Origin of the sequence: Paenibacillus sp. oral taxon 786 str. D14 (assembly GCF_000159955.1) — a bacterium.
GTDB lineage: Bacteria > Bacillota > Bacilli > Paenibacillales > Paenibacillaceae > Fontibacillus > Fontibacillus phoenicis.
Window position 1 is genome coordinate 1 of the sequence record NZ_GG695983.1, and the last position, 21,289, is coordinate 21,289.

The window sequence follows — 21,289 nt, forward strand, 5'->3', positions numbered from 1 at the left end:
CAACTTATAGGAAGAATAATAGAGGTTGACATTCCAAGAGCAGGGTCCTATAATCCTTGTTGGTAATCATTACGATTAAGAGAGGGAGTCATGATGTTTATACATAGATTCAAGCGAGGTTTCGTCGCAGCGGCAATGTTGCTTACGCTCCTGCTGGTTCTAGCTGGCTGCGGGAAGAACGGAAACAGCGGGACAATCGTTGAGGGCAAGGTGAACGTAATCACTAGCTTTTATCCGATCTATGAATTTGCCAAGGCGATTGGCGGCGAAGAAGCGAATGTCATCAACTTGCTGCCGACCGGCGTTGAGCCGCATGATTGGACGCCGCGCAGTCAGGATATTTTAAATGCATCGAAAGCTCAGCTGTTTTTGTATAACGGCGCAGGGTTGGAGGGCTGGGTCCCGAACTTTCTGAAAGGCTTAGGTGCCGATGCCAAAGTGAAAACGGTGGAGATCAGCCATGGCATTGATTTGATCGAAGCCGAGGGCGATGATGGTCACGGGCATGGCGGCGAAGAAGCCGAACATGGGGAAGCACACTCGGACCATGATGAGGAAACGGAGCCTCACCATGTAGACCCGCACACCTGGGTTAGCCCGAAATCCGCGATCATCATGGCGGAGAATATCAAGAACAGCTATATCGAGGTAGATCCGGAGCACAGGGAGGCTTATGAAGCCCGGTATCAGGAACTGCTGGGTCAACTGCAGGCATTGGATGCCAAGTTCACCGAGCAATTATCCTCGCTGCCTAAGAAGGAAATTGTGGTTTCCCACCAAGCATTTGGCTACTTGTGCCGGGATTACGGACTAACCCAACATGCGATTATGGGGCTGTCACCGGAGGCTGAGCCGCGGGCTCAGGACTTGGTGGCATTGTCGAAGCTGGTGAAGGAGAAGGGCATTCGTTATGTATTTTTCGAAGAGCTCGTTTCGGATAAACTAGCCAAGACGCTGGCTTCCGAAGCTGGTGTGGATACGCTGGTGCTCAATCCCGTGGAAGGACTGACGAAAGCCCAAGCCCAAGCTGGCGATAATTACTTTACGTTGATGGAGAAAAATTTGCAAAATCTGATCCAAGCTCTACAATAAGAAGAAACTATATGTACCGGAAGGACGCTAAGTAAATGAAATCCGACGCAACTACGGCACAGGATGCCGTTTGTCATGACAGTGTAATCGAGCTTGACCACGTTTCCTTCGCGTATCAGGAACAACAAGTGATCTCCGACTTCAGCTTTGTCGTCCGCGAGCGGGATTTTGTAGGCGTGATCGGTTCCAATGGGGCGGGGAAAACCACGCTGCTGCGGATGATGGTCGGTCTGCTGCAGCCAACCGAAGGGGAAATTCGCTTGTTCGGCGAGCCGATCCGGCGCTTCCGCGATTGGGAGCGGATCGGCTACGTGCCGCAGAAGAACGCCTTTAATCCCCTGTTTCCGGCGACGGTCCGCGAAGTGGTGTTGTCCGGCCTGTACAATAACAAGAAGCTGTTCCGCCGGATCGGCCGTGAGGAACAGCGCAAGTGTGATGATGCGCTGGAAGTGATGCGGATCGGTGATATCCAGCATAAGCGCATCGGCCAGCTTTCCGGCGGCCAACAGCAACGGGTATTTTTGGCGCGGGCGCTCGTGAACAAACCCGATTTGCTCGTTTTGGACGAACCCACCGTCGGCATTGATGCTCAGACGCAAGCCGATTTTTTTGAATTGATTTTTCATATGCACGCCCATCATCACATGACGTTTCTGATGGTCTCCCATGATATCGGCATGATCGAAGGGAAGCTGGGCCAGGAACCCCGCAAGCAGTGTGGGGCGATCAAATTTTACGTGCGCCACTCGCACGAGCAGGACTGCGCGATCCCGGATCTGCAGCATTCGTTGGTTTAGGAGTTGTTTATTTTGGAGATATTATCCGCTGATTTTTTTCAAAGAGCGCTGGCTGGCGGCCTGTTGATCGGATTGACCGCACCCTTGATCGGGATCTTTCTGGTGCTGCGTCGTCTCTCGATGATCGGTGATACGCTGGCCCATGTTACTATCGCCGGGGTGGCTTTAGGTTTCTTGCTTGGGGTCTATCCCGTTGGGGTTGGCCTCGCTTTTGCCGTCGTCGCCTCGTTTGCCATCGAGAAGCTGCGTAAAGCGTATCGAGGTTACGCCGAGCTGTCGATTGCCATTATCATGTCCGGGGGCGTTGCGCTGGCCTCCCTGTTCTTTACGCTGGGGATGGGTTACAATACGGATGTGGTCAGCTATCTGTTTGGCAGCATTTATACGCTGGATACAACAGATTTATATGTAGCTTTTGGCGTCACCCTGGTGGTGGTGATCGTTGTCGTTGCCTTCTTCAAGGAATTTTTCCTGCTAACCTTTGAGGAAGATGCCGCTTCGGTAAGCGGGATTCCGGTGAAGCTGCTGAACCTGCTGCTGACGGTTATGACGGCATTGGTGATCAGCACCGCCATCAAAATCGTTGGCGCCTTGCTCGTTTCGGCGTTGCTGACGATTCCTGCTGCCTGTAGCCTGCTCATCGCCCGAAGCTTTAAAATGTCCGTGGTATTCTCCGTGATCATTGCGGAAATCGCGGTCATAGCCGGATTGATTGTGGCGGGTGTCTGGAATTTGGCTCCGGGCGCGACGATTGTGCTGCTGCTGATCTGCATGCTGATACTTACTTTGCTGGGCAAACGGGGATTCTCTGCCTAGCCCGCAAGGGTACATAGGGGGTACTTATGGCTGACATCCATCTCGGGATTGCCTTCGGTGCGGGGGTCGCTTCCTTTATTTCGCCTTGCTGCCTGCCTTTATATCCGTCTTACCTGTCATATATTACCGGGATGTCCGTGCAGCAATTAAAGACGGAGCAAAGCAAACGGGACGTTCGCTTCCGGACGATGACGCATACGCTGGCGTTTATCCTCGGCTTCTCCGTTGTGTTCTATACGCTGGGTTTCGGCGCCGGTCTGTTTGGTGAATTTTTTAATCAATATCGCGGGTTGATCCGGCAATTATCCGCCATTTTGATCATTTGTATGGGTTTGTTTCTCATGGGGATCTTCCAGCCGCAGTTTCTGCTAAAGGAACGGAAAATGAATTTGAAATTCAAGCCGGCCGGATACATCGGTTCGTTTATTTTTGGCATTGGCTTCTCCGCGGGCTGGTCGCCTTGCGTTGGCCCGATTCTGGCGGCGATTATCGCATTAGCCGTAACGGAGCCGGGAACCTGGATTGGACTGATCACCGCCTATACGCTTGGGTTTGCCTTGCCTTTTTTTGTCCTGGCTTTCTTTATCGGTTCGACAAAATGGATTCTCCGCTATTCCGCCATCATGATGAAAATCGGCGGCGCGCTGATGCTGCTGATGGGCGTGCTGCTGTTTACGAACCGTATGGCCCAAATCACGATTTGGCTGCAGCAAATTACGCCTGAATGGTTGAAGTTCTAGGGGAGACGAAGGAAAGTGTGCCGATGTGCACTTGCCAACGGACAATCAGAACATGTATCATTAACAGAGTAATGTTTAACATGCGTACAGGTTTGTCCGCGTCAACTCATGGAAAAGAGGGAATCGATAGATGCCAACGCCCAGTATGGAAGATTATTTGGAGCGTATTTACAAACTGATCGACGAGAAAGGATACGCACGCGTGTCCGATATCGCGGAAGGTTTGGAGGTTCATCCTTCCTCCGTTACGAAGATGATTCAGAAATTGGACAAGGATGAATACTTGATCTACGAGAAATATCGGGGCCTTGTTTTGACCAATAAAGGGAAAAAAATCGGCAAACGGCTCGTAGACCGGCATCAGTTGCTGGAGGAGTTTCTTGGGATGATCGGCGTCGATCACGAGAATATCTATAAAGACGTCGAAGGAATTGAACATCATTTAAGCTGGGATTCCATCACGCGAATTGCGACGCTTGTGGAATATTTCAAACGGGACAGCAACCGGATACGCGACCTGGAAAAGGTCCATCAGGAACTGATCAACGAATCGTAGAAGAAGCATCTGTCTTTCGGTGAAGGCAGATGCTTCTTCTTTTTGTCCTGAAGAGCGCAACTCTTGACCTCCGCGTGACGTTTAAGGAAGTAGCACGGTTCGTCCGTACATAACGATGATGTGGAGGATACTGATGAAATTTCGCAAATGGTTTATTCCTATTCTAGTGTTGCTCTTCCTATGGCCTTATACCGGGAATACGCCGGTGGCCGCAGCCGCAACCGATATTCGGATTATTTTCGACGGTGAGGTGTTGTCCACCGATGCTTCGCCGTACATTAAGCCCGGGGCGAATGTCACCATGGTCCCGCTTCGGGCCATCAGCGAGAACCTGGGAGCCCGGGTAGCCTGGTCCCAAGCCGATAAAACCGCAACGATTCAAAAAGATGGCAGTACCATCGTTCTGACGTTAGGTTCTTCTGCAGTTCAAGTCGGCGGAAGTACGATCAACCTGGAAGCTTCCGTGGAAATTAACTCCGGCCGGACGATGGTGCCGCTGCGCTTTGTCAGCGAGCAACTTGGTATTGCCGTCAATTGGAACGGGCAGACCCGTACGATCACCCTGTTGAGTGGCTCCGGAGCAACTCAGCCGGAACCAGGCGTAGGTGGGGAGGACCCGCAAAGCGATGTGCCTCAGCCGCCGGCAGTTGATACGTCGAACGGGCTGCGCGGTGTTTGGGTATCCACGGTTTCTAATCTCGACTGGCCGAGCAAGAGCTCGTACGGCAAGGTAGAGGCCCAGAAAGCCGAATACGTACAGCTGCTGGACGAAGTGCAGGCGATGGGAATGAACGCAGTGTTCGTTCAGGTGCGCCCGTCAGCGGACGCGATTTATCCGTCGTCCCAGGTGCCGTGGTCCTCTTATTTGACGGGAACCGCCGGCAAGGATCCGGGATACGACCCGCTGCAGTTCCTGATCGAAGAGACGCACCGCCGCGGCATGGAATTCCACGCCTGGTTTAATCCGTTCCGCGCCAGCACAGGCAGCGATGCGAGCAAACTTCCGGCCAATCATGTCGCAAACCAACATCCGGAATGGATCGTGAAGTTCGACGGCAAGCTGTATATTAATCCGGGGATTCCGGAAGCGCGCGATCACGTCATCAGTGCGATTATGGAAGTCGTGAACGGGTACGATATTGACGGAGTTCATTTGGACGATTATTTCTATCCGACCGGAGAAACGACTTCAAAGAAATTCGCGGATGACGCTACGTTTAAGTCTTATAACTCCAAGAAGATTGCAACGAAAGGCGACTGGCGCCGGGATAATATCAATCAGTTCGTGCAAAAATTAGGCCAACGGATTGAAGCGTCTAAGCCTTATGTTTCTTTTGGCATCAGCCCGTATGGAGTTTGGCGGAACAAGTCAAACGATTTGACCGGCTCCGATACGAAAGCTAGTGTTACGGCGTACGATAGCACTTATGCCGACGTTCGGACGTGGATTAAGAACGAGTGGATTGATTACGTCGCTCCACAACTGTATTGGAGCATGACGCGCAAGGAAGTCCGTTATGACCTGCTGGCCGACTGGTGGGCCCAAGAGGTAAGAGGGACTAACGTGAAGCTGTACATCGGCCATGCGCCGTATAAGCTAGGGACGCCGGAGATCGGCTGGTCCAGCGCACAGGAAATCATCAATCAGCTCGAATACAACCGTCAGATTCCCGAGATCAGCGGCAGCATCTTCTTTAGCGCCAAGGACCTGCGTAAGAACCCGCTGGGACTGATCCCGCTGCTGCAGTCTTATTATGGAGTGCAGCCTTGACAGGAACAGTGAAATGCGTTAAATTCGTTGTCAACATGATTTAAATGATATTAATGTTCCATCAGCTGTGATCAAGGATTGAAATTAACGACTGCGTCCTCAGAGAGGAGACCCGGGAGCTGGAAGGTCTCTGTCGCACGTGAATTTTTCCCGCCTTGTGAGCTGTACGGGGAGATTTCCTCTGCGGAAATTGAACACGTACCGGTCCCCAACCGTTATCATGGTTAGAGCACCGTTTGAGCTTGATCGACGGTGGAAATAGGGTGGTACCACGACACATTCGTCCCTTGACGAATGTGTCTTTTTGTTTTACAGATGAAGGAGGTCATTGAAATGCGCCAAAGCCGATTATTATCCCCAACCCTGCGGGAGGCTCCATCCGATGCAGAAGCGGCCAGCCATCAGCACCTGCTGCGCGCGGGCTACATCCGCCAATTGGCAGCGGGGATCTACTCCTACCTGCCTTTAGGAAGAAAGGTGCTGCTTCGAATCGAACAGATTGTGCGGGAGGAGATGAACCGGGCCGGGGCTCAGGAACTGCTTCTCCCTGCGATGCAGCCGGCGGAGCTTTGGCAGAGATCCGGCCGTTATGAACGCTATGGCCCTGAGCTGATCCGATTCAAGGATCGGCATGATCGCGAATTTGCTTTAGGTCCAACGCATGAGGAAGTCATCACTTCATTGCTGCGAGATGAGGTGAACTCATACCGCCAGCTGCCTCTAACGGTTTATCAAATTCAGACGAAGTTCCGTGACGAACGTCGTCCCCGGTTTGGTTTGCTGCGCGGTCGAGAGTTCTTAATGAAGGATGCCTACTCCTTTGACACCGATTGGACCGGCTTGGATCGCGCATATCAATCCATGGTTTCTGCTTACGAGAAAATCTTCCGCCGCTGCGGTCTGAAGTTCCGAGCTGTTGAGGCTGACCCTGGAACGATTGGCGGGGAAGGCGGCACCCATGAGTTCATGGCCTTAGCCGATATTGGCGAGGACGTTGTAGCTGTGTGCGGGAATTGCGATTATGCAGCGAATCTTGAAAAAGCGACTTCAGCGCTGCCAGACCCAAGCCTGCAAACTCAATCATCGGCAGCTGACCGTCCCGAAGTGGTTGATACGCCGGGCGTGCATACCATCGAACAATTAGGTGAGTTCTTTCAAGTGGGCCCTGAACATTTCCTCAAAACGCTGATTTATGTTCCTGAGGGGAAAGAGCCAGTTGCGGTCGTCGTACGCGGGGATCATGAAGTGAGCGAGCTGAAGGTGGCTGCCTGGTTAGGCGTAGATCACGTGCAGCTTGCTGATCATGAGACAGTAGAGAAAATAACCGGTGCCCCGGTGGGGTTTGCTGGCCCGATCGGCCTTCTGATCCCGGTCTTGATGGACAGGGAGGCTTCAAACATGGACACAGCGATTGCAGGGGCAAATGCGCCGGACACCCATTTACGCTCGGTCTGCCCAACACGCGATGTACCTGAAGCCTCCATCGGCGACTTTCGCAACGTGGTGAACGGAGATGCTTGCCCACGCTGCAAGGAGGGAAGGCTCCAATTGTTGCGGGGGATAGAGGTCGGCCATGTGTTTAAACTTGGAACCAGGTACAGCGAACAGCTAGGCGCCGTATTTCTGGATGCCCAAGGGCATCAGCAGCCGATGATCATGGGATGTTATGGAATCGGCCTTTCTCGACTCATGTCCGCAATTGCCGAACAACATCACGATGAACATGGCCTAATCTGGCCGGTGTCGATCGCTCCGTATCAGGTGCACATCATTCCGATTTCCGTGACGAATCCGCTGCAAATGGAGCTTGCCCTGCAGCTGTATGAGAAGTTGACTCAAGCCGGGATAGATGTATTGTTGGATGATCGAGATGAGCGTCCAGGAAGCAAATTCCATGATGCGGATCTGATCGGTATTCCGTATCGGGTCATCATTGGTAAGTCTGCCGAACAAGGACAAGTCGAATGGGTGGAACGGAACATCATGAAACGGGAACTGATCTCTTTGGAAGAAGCGATCCAGCGGATTCATCTCATGCAAGTTCATTAGTCATACGTACAGCCTCTCCCAACATACATAAGCAGTAAGCTGAATGTGGGTTGGGAGGAAGGCGCCGGATGCTGATTAACGGAGTGTTTGAGGGCGGCGGGGTCAAAGGAATTTCGTTGGCTGGTGCGGTCCGGGCAGCAGAAAAGCACGGAGTGCAGTTTCATCGGGTGGCCGGAACCTCATCCGGTTCGATCGTCGCTTCGATGATTGCTGCAGGCTACACCGCAGACGAAATGAAAGAACTGATTATGACGACGTCCTTCACGAAATTTCTGAAGAGAGCGCCCCTTTTTAATTTGGCATTGATTGGTCCGGCCCTCCGGGTCCTGCTGAAAAAAGGCTTGTATGCCGGGGAAACGTTGGAGGAGTGGATCCGCCAAATTTTACTTGCGAAGGGCATCCGGACGTTTGGCGACTTGGCGCCGGGGAAGCTGACCATTATCGCCTCGGATATCACCAGTGGTAAAATCATGGTATTGCCGGACGACTTGGAAAAGATCGGCATCGACCCGGCGATGTTTGAGGTCGCCCGGGCGGTTCGCATGAGCTGCAGCATTCCGTATTTCTTTGATCCGGTGCTGCTGCGGTTGCCGCCGAAGCTGGCCAGAGGGAAGCCGTTCACCGAGCAATTTCTGCATATTGTGGATGGCGGCTTGCTCAGCAATTTTCCGCTATGGTTGTTTGATCGGGAAGAGCCGCGGCAAGGCGGGCGTCTCATTCCAACGGTCGGCTTTCAAATGGTCGGCAAAAATACGAATAAACCGCATCGAATCACCGGACCGTTTACGATGCTGCAGGCGATCGTGGAGACGATGTTGTCCGCCCATGATGAACGGTACATCGAGCAATCCAACCGCTATCGTACCGTGAAGATTCCGACGCTGGGCATCGGCACAACGCAATTTGATATCAGCGAGGAAGAAAGCCGGCTGCTGTTTGAATCCGGGTTTCTGGCGGGAGACCGGTTTTTCGCCAATTGGAATCTGCAGCTTTACGAGGAGCAGTTTAAGAAGTACCAACAAGCGAATAGTGCGTTCTAATAAAAGCAAAGGACGGAACCGCAGCGGTTCCGTCCTTTTGCAATTTAATGATATTTAGTCAAATCGTCGTCGTTTTTGCCTTTGTTGCCTTCGATAACTTGAAACGGATAAGTCTTGCGCTTCTCCGTTCGGGTTGGCTTCCGTTCTGCGGCCACTTTGGCCATCGTACGTGCGGAAGGCTTGATTTTGGGCTGCTGTGCCTTCCGGTATTTCCGCGGCGGGTATTTATAAAGCAGGAAGACGATGCCAAAGACAGCCACCGGAACAATGATACTGCTCCACTCGATTTGATGTCTGATAAACAAACCATCAATAATGTAGAACGCGACTAGAAGGACGATGATCCAAAACATGATGCCTTGTTTTCTCATGTTACTCATCCTTTCAAGGGATCCAAAGATGTACCCACCGGCGTCTCAATAACGCCGACCTGTTCCAATTGCGCATCCAGCTCGCGCATGCGGTTAAAGGAAGCGATCGATACTTCGACCATATCGTCGGTCGGTTCCTTTGTTGTCAACAACTGCAGCCAAAGCCCCGGATATCCAAGGAACCGCAGCACCGGAATGTCGCGAACCGCGTTAGTGAACCGCAGCATTTCGAAGGAAAGTCCGATCACAAGCGGGAGCAACAGGATCCGGATGTAGATCCGTTCCCAAACCGTGTCCCAACTGAATATCGGCAGGGAATAAATGATAACGCCAACGATCACCGTTAAGATGATAAAGCTGCTGCCGCACCGGTAATGCAGGCGAGAGTATTTTTGCACATTGGCCGGGGTTAATTCTTCTCCCGCTTCATACGCGGAGATCACTTTATGTTCCGCTCCGTGGTATTGGAACAACCGTTTGATGACAGGGGTCTGGGACATGAGCCACAGATACCCGAGCAGCAGAACGATCTTAATGACACCTTCAATAAGCGAGTGCAGCGTCTGGCTGGCAAAAGCGTGCTGGAACAAGTACTGCTCCAAGAGCGCAGGCACCAATGTAAAAATGAGCTTTCCTACGATAAAGGACAAAATCCCCACGACTGCAACCCCAAGCAGCATGGTGAGAGAAAAGCCGGATTCTTCTTTTTCCTTCTGTTTGGCGCGTTCTTCGGGGTCCATCTCGTCATCGGCCATCGCCTCTGCCGAATAGTTCAGGTGTTTGGAGCCTTTGGCGCTTGCGTCAACGATGCTGACGATGCCGCGGATCAGCGGGATTTTGCGCAGCTTCTTGACCCATTCCTTATCTTCCTTGGGGACTTCCAAGAAGCTGATTTCCCCGTTTTTTCGGCGTACGGCGGTGACATTGACATATTTCCCGCCAAACATAACGCCTTCTATAACGGCTTGGCCGCCGTAAATCGTCGGTGTTGATTGTTCAGGCAAAGCTTTCACCTTCCTAATATATATAAGTTTGGTTTGGCATTAGCGGCAAGACATCAAGATTTGTAATGATTCCATTGTAACGGACTTTGCGGGCAAATTCTAGTTGGATTAGTCGTTTTGGAAATGTGCATACTAATCTTCAAAAAAACGCATGAAAATATTCCTTTGGAAAGGAAGGATGCGAATGAAAGCGGACAAGGAGAAGATGCAAAGCCGGGTTCAACCGTGGCGTCAGCAACGCCGGGAACGCACCAACATCTGGCTGTACTCGCTGGAGATCGGTTTGTTTGCCGGATTAATTTGGGGCGGCGTGAAGGGGGTATTCTTTTATATGAGCTTTACCTCGGTGCTGCCCGGCTATTTGCTGGAGCCGTTCTTCAAAAACTCGTTCTTGCATAGTCAGGCCGGGTATTACTTGGGCTGGCTGTCGTTTATCGGATTATCCATTCTGGCGACGCTGATTTATGTGCTGGCGTTCCGCAAGCTAAAGGGGCCAAGTCCGGGGATTTTATACGGCATCGTATGGTGGGGCATTTTATTTGGGGTGCTGGGTCCGTTGCTCGACCTGATTCCCCCGCTGCGCGAATTGTCGCGGACGACGATCATTAGCGAGTTTTGTTTGTATTTGCTGTGGGGACTGTTCATCGGTTATACCACGGCCGAGGAATACACGGACGAGCGCGCACGTGAACCCCAAAAAGCCCGCGAGCAGGCACTTTCTATGGAGGGCGGATCAAAAAGTTAAAGCTTCTCAAGCGACTCCTTCCTATGTTAAAATTGTTTTTGGTTATTTTTCGGAAAGGGGGAGCCGCCATGTACCGCATCTTGGTGATGAACGGACCGAATTTAAACATGCTTGGCGTGCGCGAGCCCGGCGTCTATGGTTCCGAGAAACTGGTTGATATCGAAGACAATCTGAAGGAACTGGCTGCGCCAAACGGGCTGGAGTTATCCTTCTTTCAGTCCAACCACGAGGGCGAGCTGATCGACCGGATTCATGCCGCCTACGGAAATACGGATGGAATTCTGTTGAATCCAGGTGCACTCACGCATTATAGCTATGCGCTTCGGGATGCCTTGACTTCTGTGAATATCCCCGTGATTGAAGTCCATTTGTCCAATATCCACGCCCGTGAGGCGTTCCGACACCATTCGGTCATCGCGCCGATCGCTGTCGGTCAAATCTCTGGATTCGGATCCTACGGATATGAAATGGGACTACTGGCCTTAAAACGCCACTTGGAGCGGGCAAAATAAACGGAGAGATCATAAAGAAGGTTACTACCTCTATAATAAGGGAGAGTTGGTTATGGCGAGTACACGTGTAGCCCGGCTCCGCGAGGCGATGACATCGCAGCAAATCGAAGCCGTACTCATCACCGGAGAAGTGAACCGCTGCTATTTGACGGGATTTACGGGAAGTTCCGGCTATGTCCTGATTACCCATCAGAAGGCCTGGTTGCTCACAGACTTCCGCTATTTAACCCAAGCTGCGGAACAGGCGCCCGGGTTCGAAATTGTGGATCACGGGGCTTCGGTTACCGGAACCATTCAAAGCTTGCTAAAGCAAGAGGGTATTGAACGGCTTGGTTTTGAAGAAGATCAGTTGGTGTATGCCACCTACCGGACGTATGAAAGCGAGCTGAAGCCGGTGAAGCTGGTTCCGCTCAGCGGGTTGGTCGAAGAACTGCGGATCTTCAAGGATGCCGAAGAATTGGCTATCCTGAAGGAAGCGGCTGAGTTGGCGGACCGGACCTTCTTGCATATGCTCGACGTTCTGAAGCCGGGAATGAGTGAGTGGGATGCCGCTCTGGAACTGGAAACGTTCATGAAGAAGAACGGCGCCACCGGTCCTTCGTTTGATACGATTATGGCTTCGGGAGAACGCTCCGCATTACCGCACGGGAGAGCCAGCGAACGCATTATGCAGGCGAACGAACTGGTCACGATGGATTTCGGCGCTTTGTATAAGGGGTATTGCTCTGATATTACGCGGACGGTAGCCTTGGGAACGCCAAGCGCCAAGCTGCGTGAAATTTACGATATCGTCCTGGAAGCCCAGCTGCATACGCTGGAATTCCTTCGTCCAGGGATGACCGGACGGGAAGCTGATGCTTTGGCGCGCGACGTGATTACCCGTTACGGCTACGGCGAACAGTTCGGACACAGCACCGGACACGGCCTCGGAATGGAAGTGCATGAGGCACCGCGCGTCTCCAAAGCGAGCGACACGGTGCTGAAGCCGGGGATGGTTGTCACCGTTGAACCAGGGATCTACCTGCCGGGAATCGGCGGCGTCCGCATCGAGGACGATGTCGTCATCACGGAAACCGGAATTCGCCGGTTGACGGAATCGACAAAGGATTTTATTTCACTAGGCTAAAATAGGGTTGCCGCCGGTTTTTATAAAGGACCGGATGCCCGGCTGTAGTGCGTGGTTTCGCAGGGTCTCCAAGCGTGGGGGAACAGCAGCTAACGTGAGCAGCTTGAAATTTGGGTATTTTTCAATTTTAATATAGGTGTTAACCCACTTGAGGAGGTACTTTTGTGATTTCAGTAAACGATTTTAAAACAGGCTTGACCGTCGAGGTGGACGGCGACATTTATACGGTGCTGGAGTTCCAACACGTAAAACCGGGTAAAGGTGCAGCGTTCGTCCGCTCCAAGCTGAAAAATCTGCGGAACGGTAACATTGTAGAGAAAACGTTCCGTGCCGGCGAAACCATCAGCCGGGCGATGATTGAAAACCGCGATGTATCCTATCTGTATGCCAGCGGCCAAGAGCATACGTTCATGGATAATGAAACCTACGATCAATTTACATTGACGTCGGATCAATTGGAATGGGAACTGAACTTCCTGAAAGAAAATATGAACGTAAAAATCGTCAGCTACCAAGGCGAAATTATCGGGATCAACCTGCCAAACAGCGTCGAGCTGAAGGTTATTGAAACGGAACCGGGAATCAAAGGTAACACGGCTACCGGCGCAACAAAGAACGCTAAAGTCGAAACCGGCTTGAACGTTCAGGTACCGCTCTTCATTAATGAAGGCGATGTACTCTTGATCGATACACGCGAAGGTAAGTATATTTCGCGGGCATAATCCCTCAGCAGTTGTTTGGTACAAGGCTCCGCTCCAGGCGGAGTCTTGTACTAATAGGCATCCTCCACCTACCTGGGTGGAGGAATTTTTGTTAATATCGGCAAAACCATTGACGAACTTCGGGTCTTTCGTATTATACTGGTTTAAAGCGTTACTGGATTCAATGGGTTGAACGCTCCGACTTGGAGCACCATTAGGGAGGGTCTGACTTGGCTTTATACGTGATGAAATTTGGAGGCAGCTCTGTAGGCGATACGGAGCGCATACAACGCGTCGCCCGGCGGGTTGTAGACAAACAGCAGGAAGGGCATCAGGTGATGGTGGTCGTCTCCGCGATGGGCGACACGACGGACGATTTGATCGATCAAGCGAAGCTGATTAATCCGGACCCACCTTTGCGGGAAATGGATATGCTGTTGACGACCGGTGAGCAAATCTCGATCGCGTTGATGGCGATGGCTATCGATGCGCTGGGCGCCAAGGCCGTTTCTTATACCGGTTGGCAAGCGGGCTTCCGCACGGAGGCGGAGCATGGCAAAGCACGCATTACCGATATTAAGCCGGAGCGGGTGCTCAAGTCGTTGGAAGAGGGATATATCGTTATCGTTGCCGGCTTCCAGGGCTTGACTGAGGACGGGGAGATTACGACGTTCGGGCGCGGCGGTTCGGATACGACGGCCGTTGCCTTGGCTGCGGCGACAAAGGCGGATTATTGCGAGATTTATACCGATGTGGACGGCGTGTATTCTACCGACCCGCGGATCGTAAAGAATGCCCGCAAGCTGAACGAAATCTCATACGACGAGATGCTTGAGCTCGCGAACTTAGGCGCGGCGGTCCTGCATCCCCGTGCGGTGGAATATGCGAAGCACAATAATGTACGGCTCGTCGTCCGCTCCAGCTTTAACAATCATGAAGGTACGGTCGTGAAGGAGGAAGTCAATATGGAACAAGGTGTGGTAGTCAGCGGGATCGCGTATGATAAGAACGTGGCCCGAATCAGCATATTGGGCGTATCGCACGTGCCCGGCGTACTGGCGAAGGTGTTTGGCTCTCTGGCTGAGGCCAAGATCGACGTGGACATCATCGTCCAAAGCGGCGTAACGGATGGTAAAGCGGATTTCTCCTTTACAGTAGCTCTGTCCGATTGCGACAAGGCAGTGAAGGTGTTGGAAGGGATCCGTAACGAGCTGCCTTACGAGAAGGTCACCTCTCAGGAAGGGCTTGTGAAGGTTTCGATCGTAGGCGCAGGGATGGTCAGCCATCCGGGCGTTGCGGCACAAATGTTTGAAGTGATCTCCAAGCAAGGCGTCAATATCGAGATGGTCAGCACCTCCGAAATTAAGGTGTCCTGCGTGATTGAAGGAAGCAAGCTGAACGATGTCGTGAAGGCCTTGCATACGGCATATGGTCTGGATGCGGAGACCACCGCATTTGTTGGCGGTCCGCAGGAGCGGCGTTAATCCGCATAACAAGCAACTTAAGAACGGGAAAAAAGGAATCCCTCGAAGCGAATCGCTTCGGGGGATTTTTTTTTAATAAATAGAGATTTTCAGGCATATCGTTAAGAGAACAGATGGGACAAGAAGGAGGTATATATGCTTGATAAATTCGTGACAAGCATGGCGGCCTTGCGAATTTTTTCGGGTACGATCGAAATTCTAGCAGCGCTGCTTATGCTGAAGCTGGGCAGGGTAGATAAGGCGCTGGCCGTAAATTCGGCGCTGGCGTTCGTCGGCCCGACCATTCTGCTTGTCACCACGTCGATTGGACTTGCCGGTATGGCCGACAAATTGTCGTGGGGAAAGATGGCATGGATCGGGTGCGGGGTGACTTGTCTCTTAATCGGCATTTTGAAGAAATGATAGAGTTCCCTAGCATATTGATCAAGTACAAGCATACACATGTGATATAGCAAAAAACAATCCAAATAAGAGAAAGCAAACCAGGCGGTATGGACATGCATGAAAGTAAGAGTTTTGGGGGTACGCCTATGAACCCGAGTTGGTTGACCGTATTTCCCGACAATCTCCGGGACTTGCTGCTGAAGCTTCCGCCTTCTATCTTTCCGGCTTTGGAAGAAATCCGCATACGCGAGGAACGACCGCTGGAGATTAATACGGGTGGCCGCTACTATTTTCTAACGCCGGACGGGGAGATGACGCGGAATCCGGACGCCGCTTACAAACCGGGCAAGCAGGACGGCAAACGGCTGCTTGATCTGATCACCAATCATTCGCTGTATACGATGGAGGAAGAGCTCCGCAAAGGGTTTATCACGATCGCCGGCGGCCATCGTATCGGACTAGCCGGGAGAACCTTGCTCAGCGGAGGAAGGGTGGAGCACTTGCGGGACATCAGCGGGTTTAACGTGCGGATTGCCCGAGAAATTAGAGGCATTGCCGATCCGATCCTGCCGAGGCTGCTCGATTTCAGGCACAAAACGGTGTATCACACCTTAATCCTGTCTCCTCCCCAGCAAGGAAAAACGACGCTGATTCGCGATTTAGCGCGCCAGATTAGCAGCGGAACCTGGGGGCATCCCGAGGCCTCCTGGCCGGGGCTAAAGGTTGCGGTCATCGACGAGCGCTCCGAAATCGCCGGCAGCAAGCGGGGAGTGCCCGGCTTTGACATGGGTCCGCGAACCGATGTGATGGACGGCTGCCCGAAGGCAGAAGGAATCATGATGATGATTCGCTCCATGTCGCCAGATGTCATCATCGTCGATGAAATCGGTCGACCGGAGGATGCCGAGGCTTTGGCTGAAGCGCTGCACGCCGGCGTCCGCGTCATCGCCACGGCGCATGGTTCAAGCGTGGACGATTTGGCTGCGCGCCCGGCATTGTCCCGGCTGGCGGAAAGCTCCTTCTTCCAAATGTATGCGGTGATCGCGCGGACGGATAAGGGACTTGCCTTTAAGCTGTGGGACGGCAAACGCCGCGGCATCCCGGCGGCCGCCCCCGGATGGAGAGGCAGGGAAGAGCATGCTTAAGATGTTTGGAGCTGCACTCGTCCTGCTGACTGCCACCATGGCAGGCTGGCTGCAAGCCAGGCAATTCGCGGCACGGCCAAGCCAAATCCGGAGGCTGATCCTCGCATTAAAGCGGCTCGAGACGGAGATCATGTACGGCTTTACACCGCTTCCGGACGCCCTCCGAAGAATCGGCGAGCAAAGCGGCGAGCCGATCCGAGCGATCTTCGTTCGTGCGGCGGACCATATGAGTTCCGCTCACCCGCTAACCGCCCAGGAGAGTCTGGAACAAGCCGTAACGAAGCTGTGGAGCTATACCGCGATGAAGGCGCCCGAGCAAGAGGTCATAAGGCAGCTTAGCTTAACGCTCGGGACAAGCGACCGGAAGGATCAACTCGGTCATATCGCCACAGCCGTACGGCAGCTGGAGAGCGAGGAATCCGCAGCACGGGAAGAACAGGCCCGCTATGAGAAAATGTATCGAAGCTTGGGGCTTTTGTGCGGAGCGTTCATCGTCATTTTGTTCTACTGAATACCATTTCCCTCCACGGCTGATTGACGCCTGTGAAATCGTTAGTGAGGTGCCAAATCAATGAACATAGAAGTGAACGCCATCTTTCAGATTGCAGGCATCGGTATCATCATTGCCATGATCCATACGGTATTGAAGCAGATGGGCAAAGAGGACATGGCGCATTGGGTGACGCTGATCGGGTTTGTGGTCGTCCTGTTCATGGTCATCCGGTTGCTTGACAGTCTGTTTCAGGAAATCAAATCAATCTTTTTATTCCAGTAGGTGAGCGCTCCGTGGAAATTATCCAAGTTGTAGGGCTCGGGCTCATCGCAACCGTGCTGGTTCTGGTCGTCAAGGAACAAAAGCCGATGTTCGCTTTCCTGATTGCCGCAAGCACGGGCGTTCTGATCTTCCTGTACCTGATCGGAAAAATCGGCGGGATCATCGAGGTGCTGGAGGATCTGGCCAACAAGTCCGGCGTCCAGATGATCTATCTGAAGACGATCCTGAAAATTATCGGGATCGCCTACATCGCCGAGTTTGGAGCACAGATCGTCCGGGATGCCGGTCAGGAGAGCATCGCCAGCAAAATCGAAATGGCGGGCAAAGTGCTCATCATGGTGCTTGCCATTCCGATTATCAGCATTATTATCGAAACGGTCATCAAGCTGCTGCCGGCTTAGCAGGCGCATTGCATCAGATTGGGGAGAAAGACTTATGCCAGCAACGATTGAACGATGGCGCGCTTCTACGCTGCTCTTGATCGTCTTAGGGGTCCTGCTGTTTGGGTACATGCCCGTCATCGCCTCCGCCGAAGGGGAAGGGGACAACTGGATCCAACGCCAAGCCAAGGAGCTTCCCACCGATCAGGTCGAAACGTATTGGCAGCAGCTGATGAAGGAGTACGGCGGGTTTTTCCCGGATCAGAAGCTTCCTTCCTTTATGGATATGCTTCTGCAGCAGGACCAGAGCTTTAGTCTGAAGGCGGGGCTAAGCGGCCTGATGCGATATATGTGGCACGAGGTGCTGTATAACGGACACATCTTAGTGACCATCGTGCTGCTCTCCATATTCAGTATGATTCTAGAAACCTTGCAGACCGCATTCGAGCGCAAGCAGGTCAGTAAAGTTGCCTACTCCATCTGCTATATGGTGATTTTGGTGCTTGCAATCAACAGCTTTCATGTGGCGATCACCTATGCGACGAATGCGATTAGCGGAATGATCGACTTTATGATGGCGATGGTGCCGCTGCTGTTCACGCTGCTGGCTTCCTTAGGCAATGCGGTAACGGTAACGGTGACCCACCCTTTGGTTGTATTTATGGTCCATGCGGTGGGGACGGCGGTGCATACGGTCATATTCCCGCTATTGTTCTTCTCGGCGGTGCTGCACATCGTTAGCTCGTTGTCCGACAAGTATAAGCTCACCCAGCTGGCCAATTTACTGCGTACCGTGAGCATGGCTTTGCTTGGGATCCTGCTCACCGTCTTTCTCGGCGTCATCTCGGTCAAAGGGATCGCCGGATCCGTGGCGGACGGGGTCACCCTGCGAGCGGCCAAATATCTGACCGGTAACTTCGTCCCGGTTGTCGGCAAAGTGTTCGCCGATGCAACGGACACGGTCATCTCCGCTTCCCTGCTCGTCAAGAATTCGATCGGTCTGGTCGGGGTGATCATTCTGCTGTTTCTGTGCGCCTTTCCGGCGATCAAGATCATTACGCTGGCACTAATCTTCAACTTGGCTGCGGCGGTGATGCAGCCGCTTGGCGATTCGCCGGTCATCGCATGCCTGGAGACGATCGGCAAGAGCATGTTGTATGTCTTCGCAGCGCTGGCCGCGGTGGGCATGATGTTCTTCCTGGCGATAACGATCATGCTGACCGCCGGGAACATCACCGTGATGATGAGGTGAGACGTCCTAAAGGGGCCCAAACGAATTACAAGGGGTGGTGATCATGCGTGGACTGGCTGGCGGAGTGGCTGAGAGAAATCATCTTCATCGTGTTAATCGCCGTGTTTATCGATTTGCTGCTGCCCAACCGCGCGATGGAGCGTTACGTCAGATTCGTGGTCAGCCTGCTGATCCTGCTAACGTTGATATCCCCAGTCATGCGTTTCTTCTCAGCCGATGCCAAAGACCAGCTGGAGGCAGCATTCTCGACGAGCTGGGACGGACTAGAGAGTCATTCCCAGGTTCAAAGCACGGAAGCGATCCTACAGCAGGGCGAGAAGCTGAGGGAAAAGCAGGAGTCCGAAGCGTTGGCCTGGGCAGGCGAGGAGGCGGCAAGGCAAATGAAGCAACAAATCGAGCGCTCGACAGGACGGCAAGTTGAACGGGTAACCGTCAAGCTGAAAACCAAACCCGCGGAAAAATCCGAAGCCGGCGGAATCCGTCCGCTGGCCGCAGAGCCGGTTATTTCCTCGGTAGAGGTCGTCATGGCGCAGGTGAAGTCGGAAGAGCAAACAGCAAAAGCCGATGCAGCCGGAAGAGGGCCGGAGGTATCGATCGCACCGGTAGAAAAAATAAAAATCAGCGTAAACACAAGCAATTCCGGCAAGACCGGGGACGCTGAGGAGGAATCCGAAGCGCAGAGCCAAGCGGCGATGGCCAGTTCCCCTGAAGAGTCGTTGGACGGGAACCCTTCAGGGGAAGATGGCAAAATCGGCGGCACGTCCGCAGGCGATGCCGAGCCGGCGGCAGACCGGCTGGTCTCGCAAATCGAAGAGCTGCTCCAGGAGAACTGGGGCGTTGATCGAGAGGCAATCACGGTCCTTAGGGCCGAGCATCTAAATGATTAACACGCCGGGAGGTGAAGAAAGTGCCGGGATGGCTGAAGAAACTGGAGCAATGGCTAGGCAAGGGTACGGATGGCAAAAAAACCGCAAGTACGTTTCGTTGGCTGTTGATCCTCGGGTTGGTTGGGATCGCCATCATGTTGTTTAACTCCTTCGTTAACGTGAAGCAGCTGGATAACAACGGCGAAGGGAGCCGCGAACCGCCGATGATGCAGGACCTTTCCGGATCAACCGGATCTGCGGGCGTCACGGGCGACGATGAATTCAGCAGCATCGAAACGGCGCTCGAAGGCAAAACCAAGGAGATTTTGGAGAAAATCGTGGGCGTCGGTGCGGTGGATGTGCTGGTCACCATTGATTCGACCGAGGAAATCGTGGTCCAACGAAACATCAAAGATTCGCAGGAGCTAACGGAAGAAAGCGATGCGGGTGGGGGAAAACGCCATATCACCCAATATACCCGTGACGGACAGATCGTCACCTACGAGGCTTCCGGCAGCGAGCAGCCGATCGTCACCAAGAAGATCAAGCCTAAGGTTCGTGGCGTGCTGGTCGTCGCCCGGGGAGCTGAGAACAAAACGGTGAAAAGCTTGATCGTCGATGCGGTTGAGAAGGGCTTAAACGTACCGGCTTACCGGATCTCCGTCGTCCCGCGCAAGCAATCTCAATAAGGAAGCAATCAAAATTTAAGGAAACGTTTCGTTCGAATACATTTTTTTGAGGAGGAAATCCAATATGAAATCCAAAAGACAAACGATTTGGCTGGTTTCCATGCTGAGCTTGATGGTGATTTTATCCGCTTACTACTTATTTACGGAAGAAGGACCGCAACCTGCGACAACCGCTGACGGACAACAGGTGACTGCGACAAATAACGGCATGAATGGAAGCACAGACGGCGATGATGTCATCCTTTCGGAAGTGACAACGGACGGCAGTGAAAACAGCAGCACAATCACGGACGATACAGCGATTGACGATCAAACCGAGCAATCCGCCGAAGAGGGCAAGAGCGAAAATACGGATGTGGCCAAAGACGGCGATACCGCAACCTCCACGGATACGCAAACGGCCGATGCTGGCAAGGCGTCGGAAGATACCGCAGCTGCGGACAACGGCCAGAAGGAAGCCACAACGGATGAAGATGTGCTGAGTCAGCTGGAAGCTCAAGGCGTCTCTTCTTCGGACACGCTGAACGCTTACCAATTCGCTCGTGCACAGGATAACGTGAAGAAGCAAGAAGAGCTGATGAAAACGATCAACGAAAACGAATCCCTTGAAGAAGCTGCAATGGCTCAACAAGAATTAAGCGCTTTGGAAGAGAAAGAAGCGAAAATCTATGACATCGAAGAAAGATTGAAACAGCAATATGCCAATGCCGTCGTACAAGAAGCGGACGACAAATATAAAGTCGTGGTGATCAGCGAGAAGATGGAAGCGAAAGAAGCCGTCAGCATCATGGACCTCGTGATCAAGGAACTGGGCGTATCCCAGGATAAAGTCAGCGTGCAATACGTAAAACAATAAGGTTATAGCACAGTCGAATAGCAACCGAGGAGGGAAGGGTCCGAGGCAACTTGGACTCTTTCCATTTTGATCGATTATGATATAATACATAAAGTTATGAGCCGAGAAGGCTTATGGTTGAAGGCCAAGGCTTTTCCT

At 52.7% G+C, this 21,289-nt stretch carries 24 protein-coding genes; 22 read left to right on the forward strand and 2 right to left on the reverse strand.

Annotated elements, in window-relative coordinates; all coding sequences use genetic code 11:
* The first annotated feature begins 93 nt into the window (after positions 1-93).
* The 8 genes from POTG_RS15385 (at position 94) to POTG_RS15420 (ending at position 8,861) form a co-directional block, all read left to right on the forward strand.
* A complete protein-coding gene (locus POTG_RS15385) occupies positions 94-1,092 on the forward strand; it encodes a metal ABC transporter solute-binding protein, Zn/Mn family (protein WP_009225757.1) in 999 nt (332 codons plus the stop codon).
* 35 nt (positions 1,093-1,127) lie between these two features.
* Positions 1,128-1,889, forward strand: coding sequence for a metal ABC transporter ATP-binding protein (locus POTG_RS15390; protein WP_009225758.1), 762 nt, complete (start codon positions 1,128-1,130; stop codon positions 1,887-1,889).
* A 12-nt stretch (positions 1,890-1,901) separates the two neighbouring features.
* Complete coding sequence (locus POTG_RS15395; protein ID WP_009225759.1) at positions 1,902-2,705, forward strand: metal ABC transporter permease; 804 nt, start codon at positions 1,902-1,904, stop codon at positions 2,703-2,705.
* Positions 2,706-2,731: 26 nt separating this feature from the next.
* Positions 2,732-3,445: a cytochrome c biogenesis CcdA family protein gene (locus POTG_RS15400; RefSeq protein ID WP_009225760.1), complete on the forward strand. Its 714-nt coding sequence runs from the start codon at positions 2,732-2,734 to the stop codon at positions 3,443-3,445.
* 130 nt (positions 3,446-3,575) lie between these two features.
* Positions 3,576-4,001, forward strand: coding sequence for a transcriptional regulator MntR (gene mntR / locus POTG_RS15405; RefSeq protein WP_009225761.1), 426 nt, complete (start codon positions 3,576-3,578; stop codon positions 3,999-4,001).
* 133 nt (positions 4,002-4,134) lie between these two features.
* The gene (locus tag POTG_RS15410) at positions 4,135-5,772 is read left to right on the forward strand and encodes a family 10 glycosylhydrolase (RefSeq protein ID WP_009225762.1); all 1,638 of its coding nucleotides are present in this window, start codon (positions 4,135-4,137) and stop codon (positions 5,770-5,772) included.
* A gap of 333 nt (positions 5,773-6,105) precedes the next feature.
* Positions 6,106-7,821, forward strand: coding sequence for a proline--tRNA ligase (locus POTG_RS15415; protein WP_009225763.1), 1,716 nt, complete (start codon positions 6,106-6,108; stop codon positions 7,819-7,821).
* 68 nt (positions 7,822-7,889) lie between these two features.
* Entirely contained in the window at positions 7,890-8,861 is a 972-nt protein-coding gene (locus POTG_RS15420) for a patatin-like phospholipase family protein (RefSeq protein WP_009225764.1), read from the forward strand.
* 44 nt (positions 8,862-8,905) lie between these two features.
* On the opposite strand, the gene POTG_RS15425 is transcribed toward POTG_RS15420, so the two are convergent.
* Together POTG_RS15425 and POTG_RS15430 are read right to left on the reverse strand one after the other, a co-directional pair.
* Positions 8,906-9,232 carry a hypothetical protein gene (locus POTG_RS15425; protein ID WP_036645769.1) on the reverse strand — a complete coding sequence of 109 codons (327 nt, stop codon included), beginning with the start codon at positions 9,230-9,232 and terminating at the stop codon, positions 8,906-8,908.
* 5 nt (positions 9,233-9,237) lie between these two features.
* Entirely contained in the window at positions 9,238-10,236 is a 999-nt protein-coding gene (locus tag POTG_RS15430) for a DUF1385 domain-containing protein (RefSeq protein WP_009225766.1), read from the reverse strand.
* A 184-nt stretch (positions 10,237-10,420) separates the two neighbouring features.
* Here POTG_RS15430 and POTG_RS15435 point away from each other — a divergent pair, with 184 nt between their 5' ends.
* The 14 genes from POTG_RS15435 (at position 10,421) to POTG_RS15500 (ending at position 21,151) form a co-directional block, all read left to right on the forward strand.
* Positions 10,421-10,981 carry a YqhR family membrane protein gene (locus POTG_RS15435; protein WP_009225767.1) on the forward strand — a complete coding sequence of 187 codons (561 nt, stop codon included), beginning with the start codon at positions 10,421-10,423 and terminating at the stop codon, positions 10,979-10,981.
* A 68-nt stretch (positions 10,982-11,049) separates the two neighbouring features.
* Positions 11,050-11,493 (forward strand): type II 3-dehydroquinate dehydratase, encoded by a 444-nt coding sequence (aroQ, locus tag POTG_RS15440; protein WP_036645771.1) that lies wholly within the window; start codon positions 11,050-11,052, stop codon positions 11,491-11,493.
* A gap of 52 nt (positions 11,494-11,545) precedes the next feature.
* A complete protein-coding gene (locus POTG_RS15445) occupies positions 11,546-12,619 on the forward strand; it encodes a M24 family metallopeptidase (RefSeq protein WP_036645773.1) in 1,074 nt (357 codons plus the stop codon).
* Positions 12,620-12,783: 164 nt separating this feature from the next.
* Positions 12,784-13,341: an elongation factor P gene (gene efp, locus POTG_RS15450; RefSeq protein ID WP_009225770.1), complete on the forward strand. Its 558-nt coding sequence runs from the start codon at positions 12,784-12,786 to the stop codon at positions 13,339-13,341.
* 209 nt (positions 13,342-13,550) lie between these two features.
* Positions 13,551-14,804 (forward strand): aspartate kinase, encoded by a 1,254-nt coding sequence (locus POTG_RS15455; protein ID WP_009225771.1) that lies wholly within the window; start codon positions 13,551-13,553, stop codon positions 14,802-14,804.
* Between the two features lie 135 nt (positions 14,805-14,939).
* Entirely contained in the window at positions 14,940-15,206 is a 267-nt protein-coding gene (locus POTG_RS15460) for a YqhV family protein (protein ID WP_009225772.1), read from the forward strand.
* Between the two features lie 128 nt (positions 15,207-15,334).
* Positions 15,335-16,333 carry a stage III sporulation protein AA gene (spoIIIAA, locus tag POTG_RS15465; protein WP_036645775.1) on the forward strand — a complete coding sequence of 333 codons (999 nt, stop codon included), beginning with the start codon at positions 15,335-15,337 and terminating at the stop codon, positions 16,331-16,333.
* Complete coding sequence (gene spoIIIAB / locus POTG_RS15470) at positions 16,326-16,844, forward strand: stage III sporulation protein SpoIIIAB (RefSeq protein WP_009225774.1); 519 nt, start codon at positions 16,326-16,328, stop codon at positions 16,842-16,844. Before spoIIIAA ends, spoIIIAB begins: the two co-directional genes overlap by 8 nt.
* A 60-nt stretch (positions 16,845-16,904) precedes the next feature.
* On the forward strand, positions 16,905-17,108 hold the full coding sequence (gene spoIIIAC / locus POTG_RS15475) for a stage III sporulation protein AC (RefSeq protein WP_009225775.1): 204 nt from the start codon (positions 16,905-16,907) through the stop codon (positions 17,106-17,108).
* 11 nt (positions 17,109-17,119) lie between these two features.
* Positions 17,120-17,509 (forward strand): stage III sporulation protein AD, encoded by a 390-nt coding sequence (gene spoIIIAD / locus POTG_RS15480; protein WP_009225776.1) that lies wholly within the window; start codon positions 17,120-17,122, stop codon positions 17,507-17,509.
* Positions 17,510-17,543: 34 nt separating this feature from the next.
* Complete coding sequence (gene spoIIIAE / locus POTG_RS15485; RefSeq protein ID WP_009225777.1) at positions 17,544-18,740, forward strand: stage III sporulation protein AE; 1,197 nt, start codon at positions 17,544-17,546, stop codon at positions 18,738-18,740.
* Positions 18,741-18,787: 47 nt separating this feature from the next.
* The gene (gene spoIIIAF / locus POTG_RS15490) at positions 18,788-19,627 is read left to right on the forward strand and encodes a stage III sporulation protein AF (protein WP_009225778.1); all 840 of its coding nucleotides are present in this window, start codon (positions 18,788-18,790) and stop codon (positions 19,625-19,627) included.
* A 20-nt stretch (positions 19,628-19,647) separates the two neighbouring features.
* On the forward strand, positions 19,648-20,295 hold the full coding sequence (gene spoIIIAG / locus POTG_RS15495) for a stage III sporulation protein AG (protein ID WP_009225779.1): 648 nt from the start codon (positions 19,648-19,650) through the stop codon (positions 20,293-20,295).
* Between the two features lie 64 nt (positions 20,296-20,359).
* On the forward strand, positions 20,360-21,151 hold the full coding sequence (locus POTG_RS15500) for a SpoIIIAH-like family protein (protein WP_009225780.1): 792 nt from the start codon (positions 20,360-20,362) through the stop codon (positions 21,149-21,151).
* Positions 21,152-21,289 lie beyond the last annotated feature (138 nt).

What these genes read in the sequence shown, in the direction of transcription:
- POTG_RS15385 (WP_009225757.1), top strand. Translation starts at nt 94, where the DNA reads ATGTTTATACATAGATTCAAGCGAGGTTTCGTCGCAGCGGCAATGTTG.
- POTG_RS15390 (WP_009225758.1), top strand. Translation starts at nt 1,128, where the DNA reads ATGAAATCCGACGCAACTACGGCACAGGATGCCGTTTGTCATGACAGT.
- POTG_RS15400 (WP_009225760.1), top strand. Translation starts at nt 2,732, where the DNA reads ATGGCTGACATCCATCTCGGGATTGCCTTCGGTGCGGGGGTCGCTTCC.
- mntR (WP_009225761.1), top strand. Translation starts at nt 3,576, where the DNA reads ATGCCAACGCCCAGTATGGAAGATTATTTGGAGCGTATTTACAAACTG.
- POTG_RS15410 (WP_009225762.1), top strand. Translation starts at nt 4,135, where the DNA reads ATGAAATTTCGCAAATGGTTTATTCCTATTCTAGTGTTGCTCTTCCTA.
- POTG_RS15415 (WP_009225763.1), top strand. Translation starts at nt 6,106, where the DNA reads ATGCGCCAAAGCCGATTATTATCCCCAACCCTGCGGGAGGCTCCATCC.
- POTG_RS15420 (WP_009225764.1), top strand. Translation starts at nt 7,890, where the DNA reads ATGCTGATTAACGGAGTGTTTGAGGGCGGCGGGGTCAAAGGAATTTCG.
- POTG_RS15425 (WP_036645769.1), bottom strand. Translation starts at nt 9,232, where the DNA reads ATGAGAAAACAAGGCATCATGTTTTGGATCATCGTCCTTCTAGTCGCG.
- POTG_RS15435 (WP_009225767.1), top strand. Translation starts at nt 10,421, where the DNA reads ATGAAAGCGGACAAGGAGAAGATGCAAAGCCGGGTTCAACCGTGGCGT.
- aroQ (WP_036645771.1), top strand. Translation starts at nt 11,050, where the DNA reads ATGTACCGCATCTTGGTGATGAACGGACCGAATTTAAACATGCTTGGC.
- POTG_RS15445 (WP_036645773.1), top strand. Translation starts at nt 11,546, where the DNA reads ATGGCGAGTACACGTGTAGCCCGGCTCCGCGAGGCGATGACATCGCAG.
- POTG_RS15460 (WP_009225772.1), top strand. Translation starts at nt 14,940, where the DNA reads ATGCTTGATAAATTCGTGACAAGCATGGCGGCCTTGCGAATTTTTTCG.
- spoIIIAA (WP_036645775.1), top strand. Translation starts at nt 15,335, where the DNA reads ATGAACCCGAGTTGGTTGACCGTATTTCCCGACAATCTCCGGGACTTG.
- spoIIIAB (WP_009225774.1), top strand. Translation starts at nt 16,326, where the DNA reads ATGCTTAAGATGTTTGGAGCTGCACTCGTCCTGCTGACTGCCACCATG.
- spoIIIAC (WP_009225775.1), top strand. Translation starts at nt 16,905, where the DNA reads ATGAACATAGAAGTGAACGCCATCTTTCAGATTGCAGGCATCGGTATC.
- spoIIIAE (WP_009225777.1), top strand. Translation starts at nt 17,544, where the DNA reads ATGCCAGCAACGATTGAACGATGGCGCGCTTCTACGCTGCTCTTGATC.
- POTG_RS15500 (WP_009225780.1), top strand. Translation starts at nt 20,360, where the DNA reads ATGAAATCCAAAAGACAAACGATTTGGCTGGTTTCCATGCTGAGCTTG.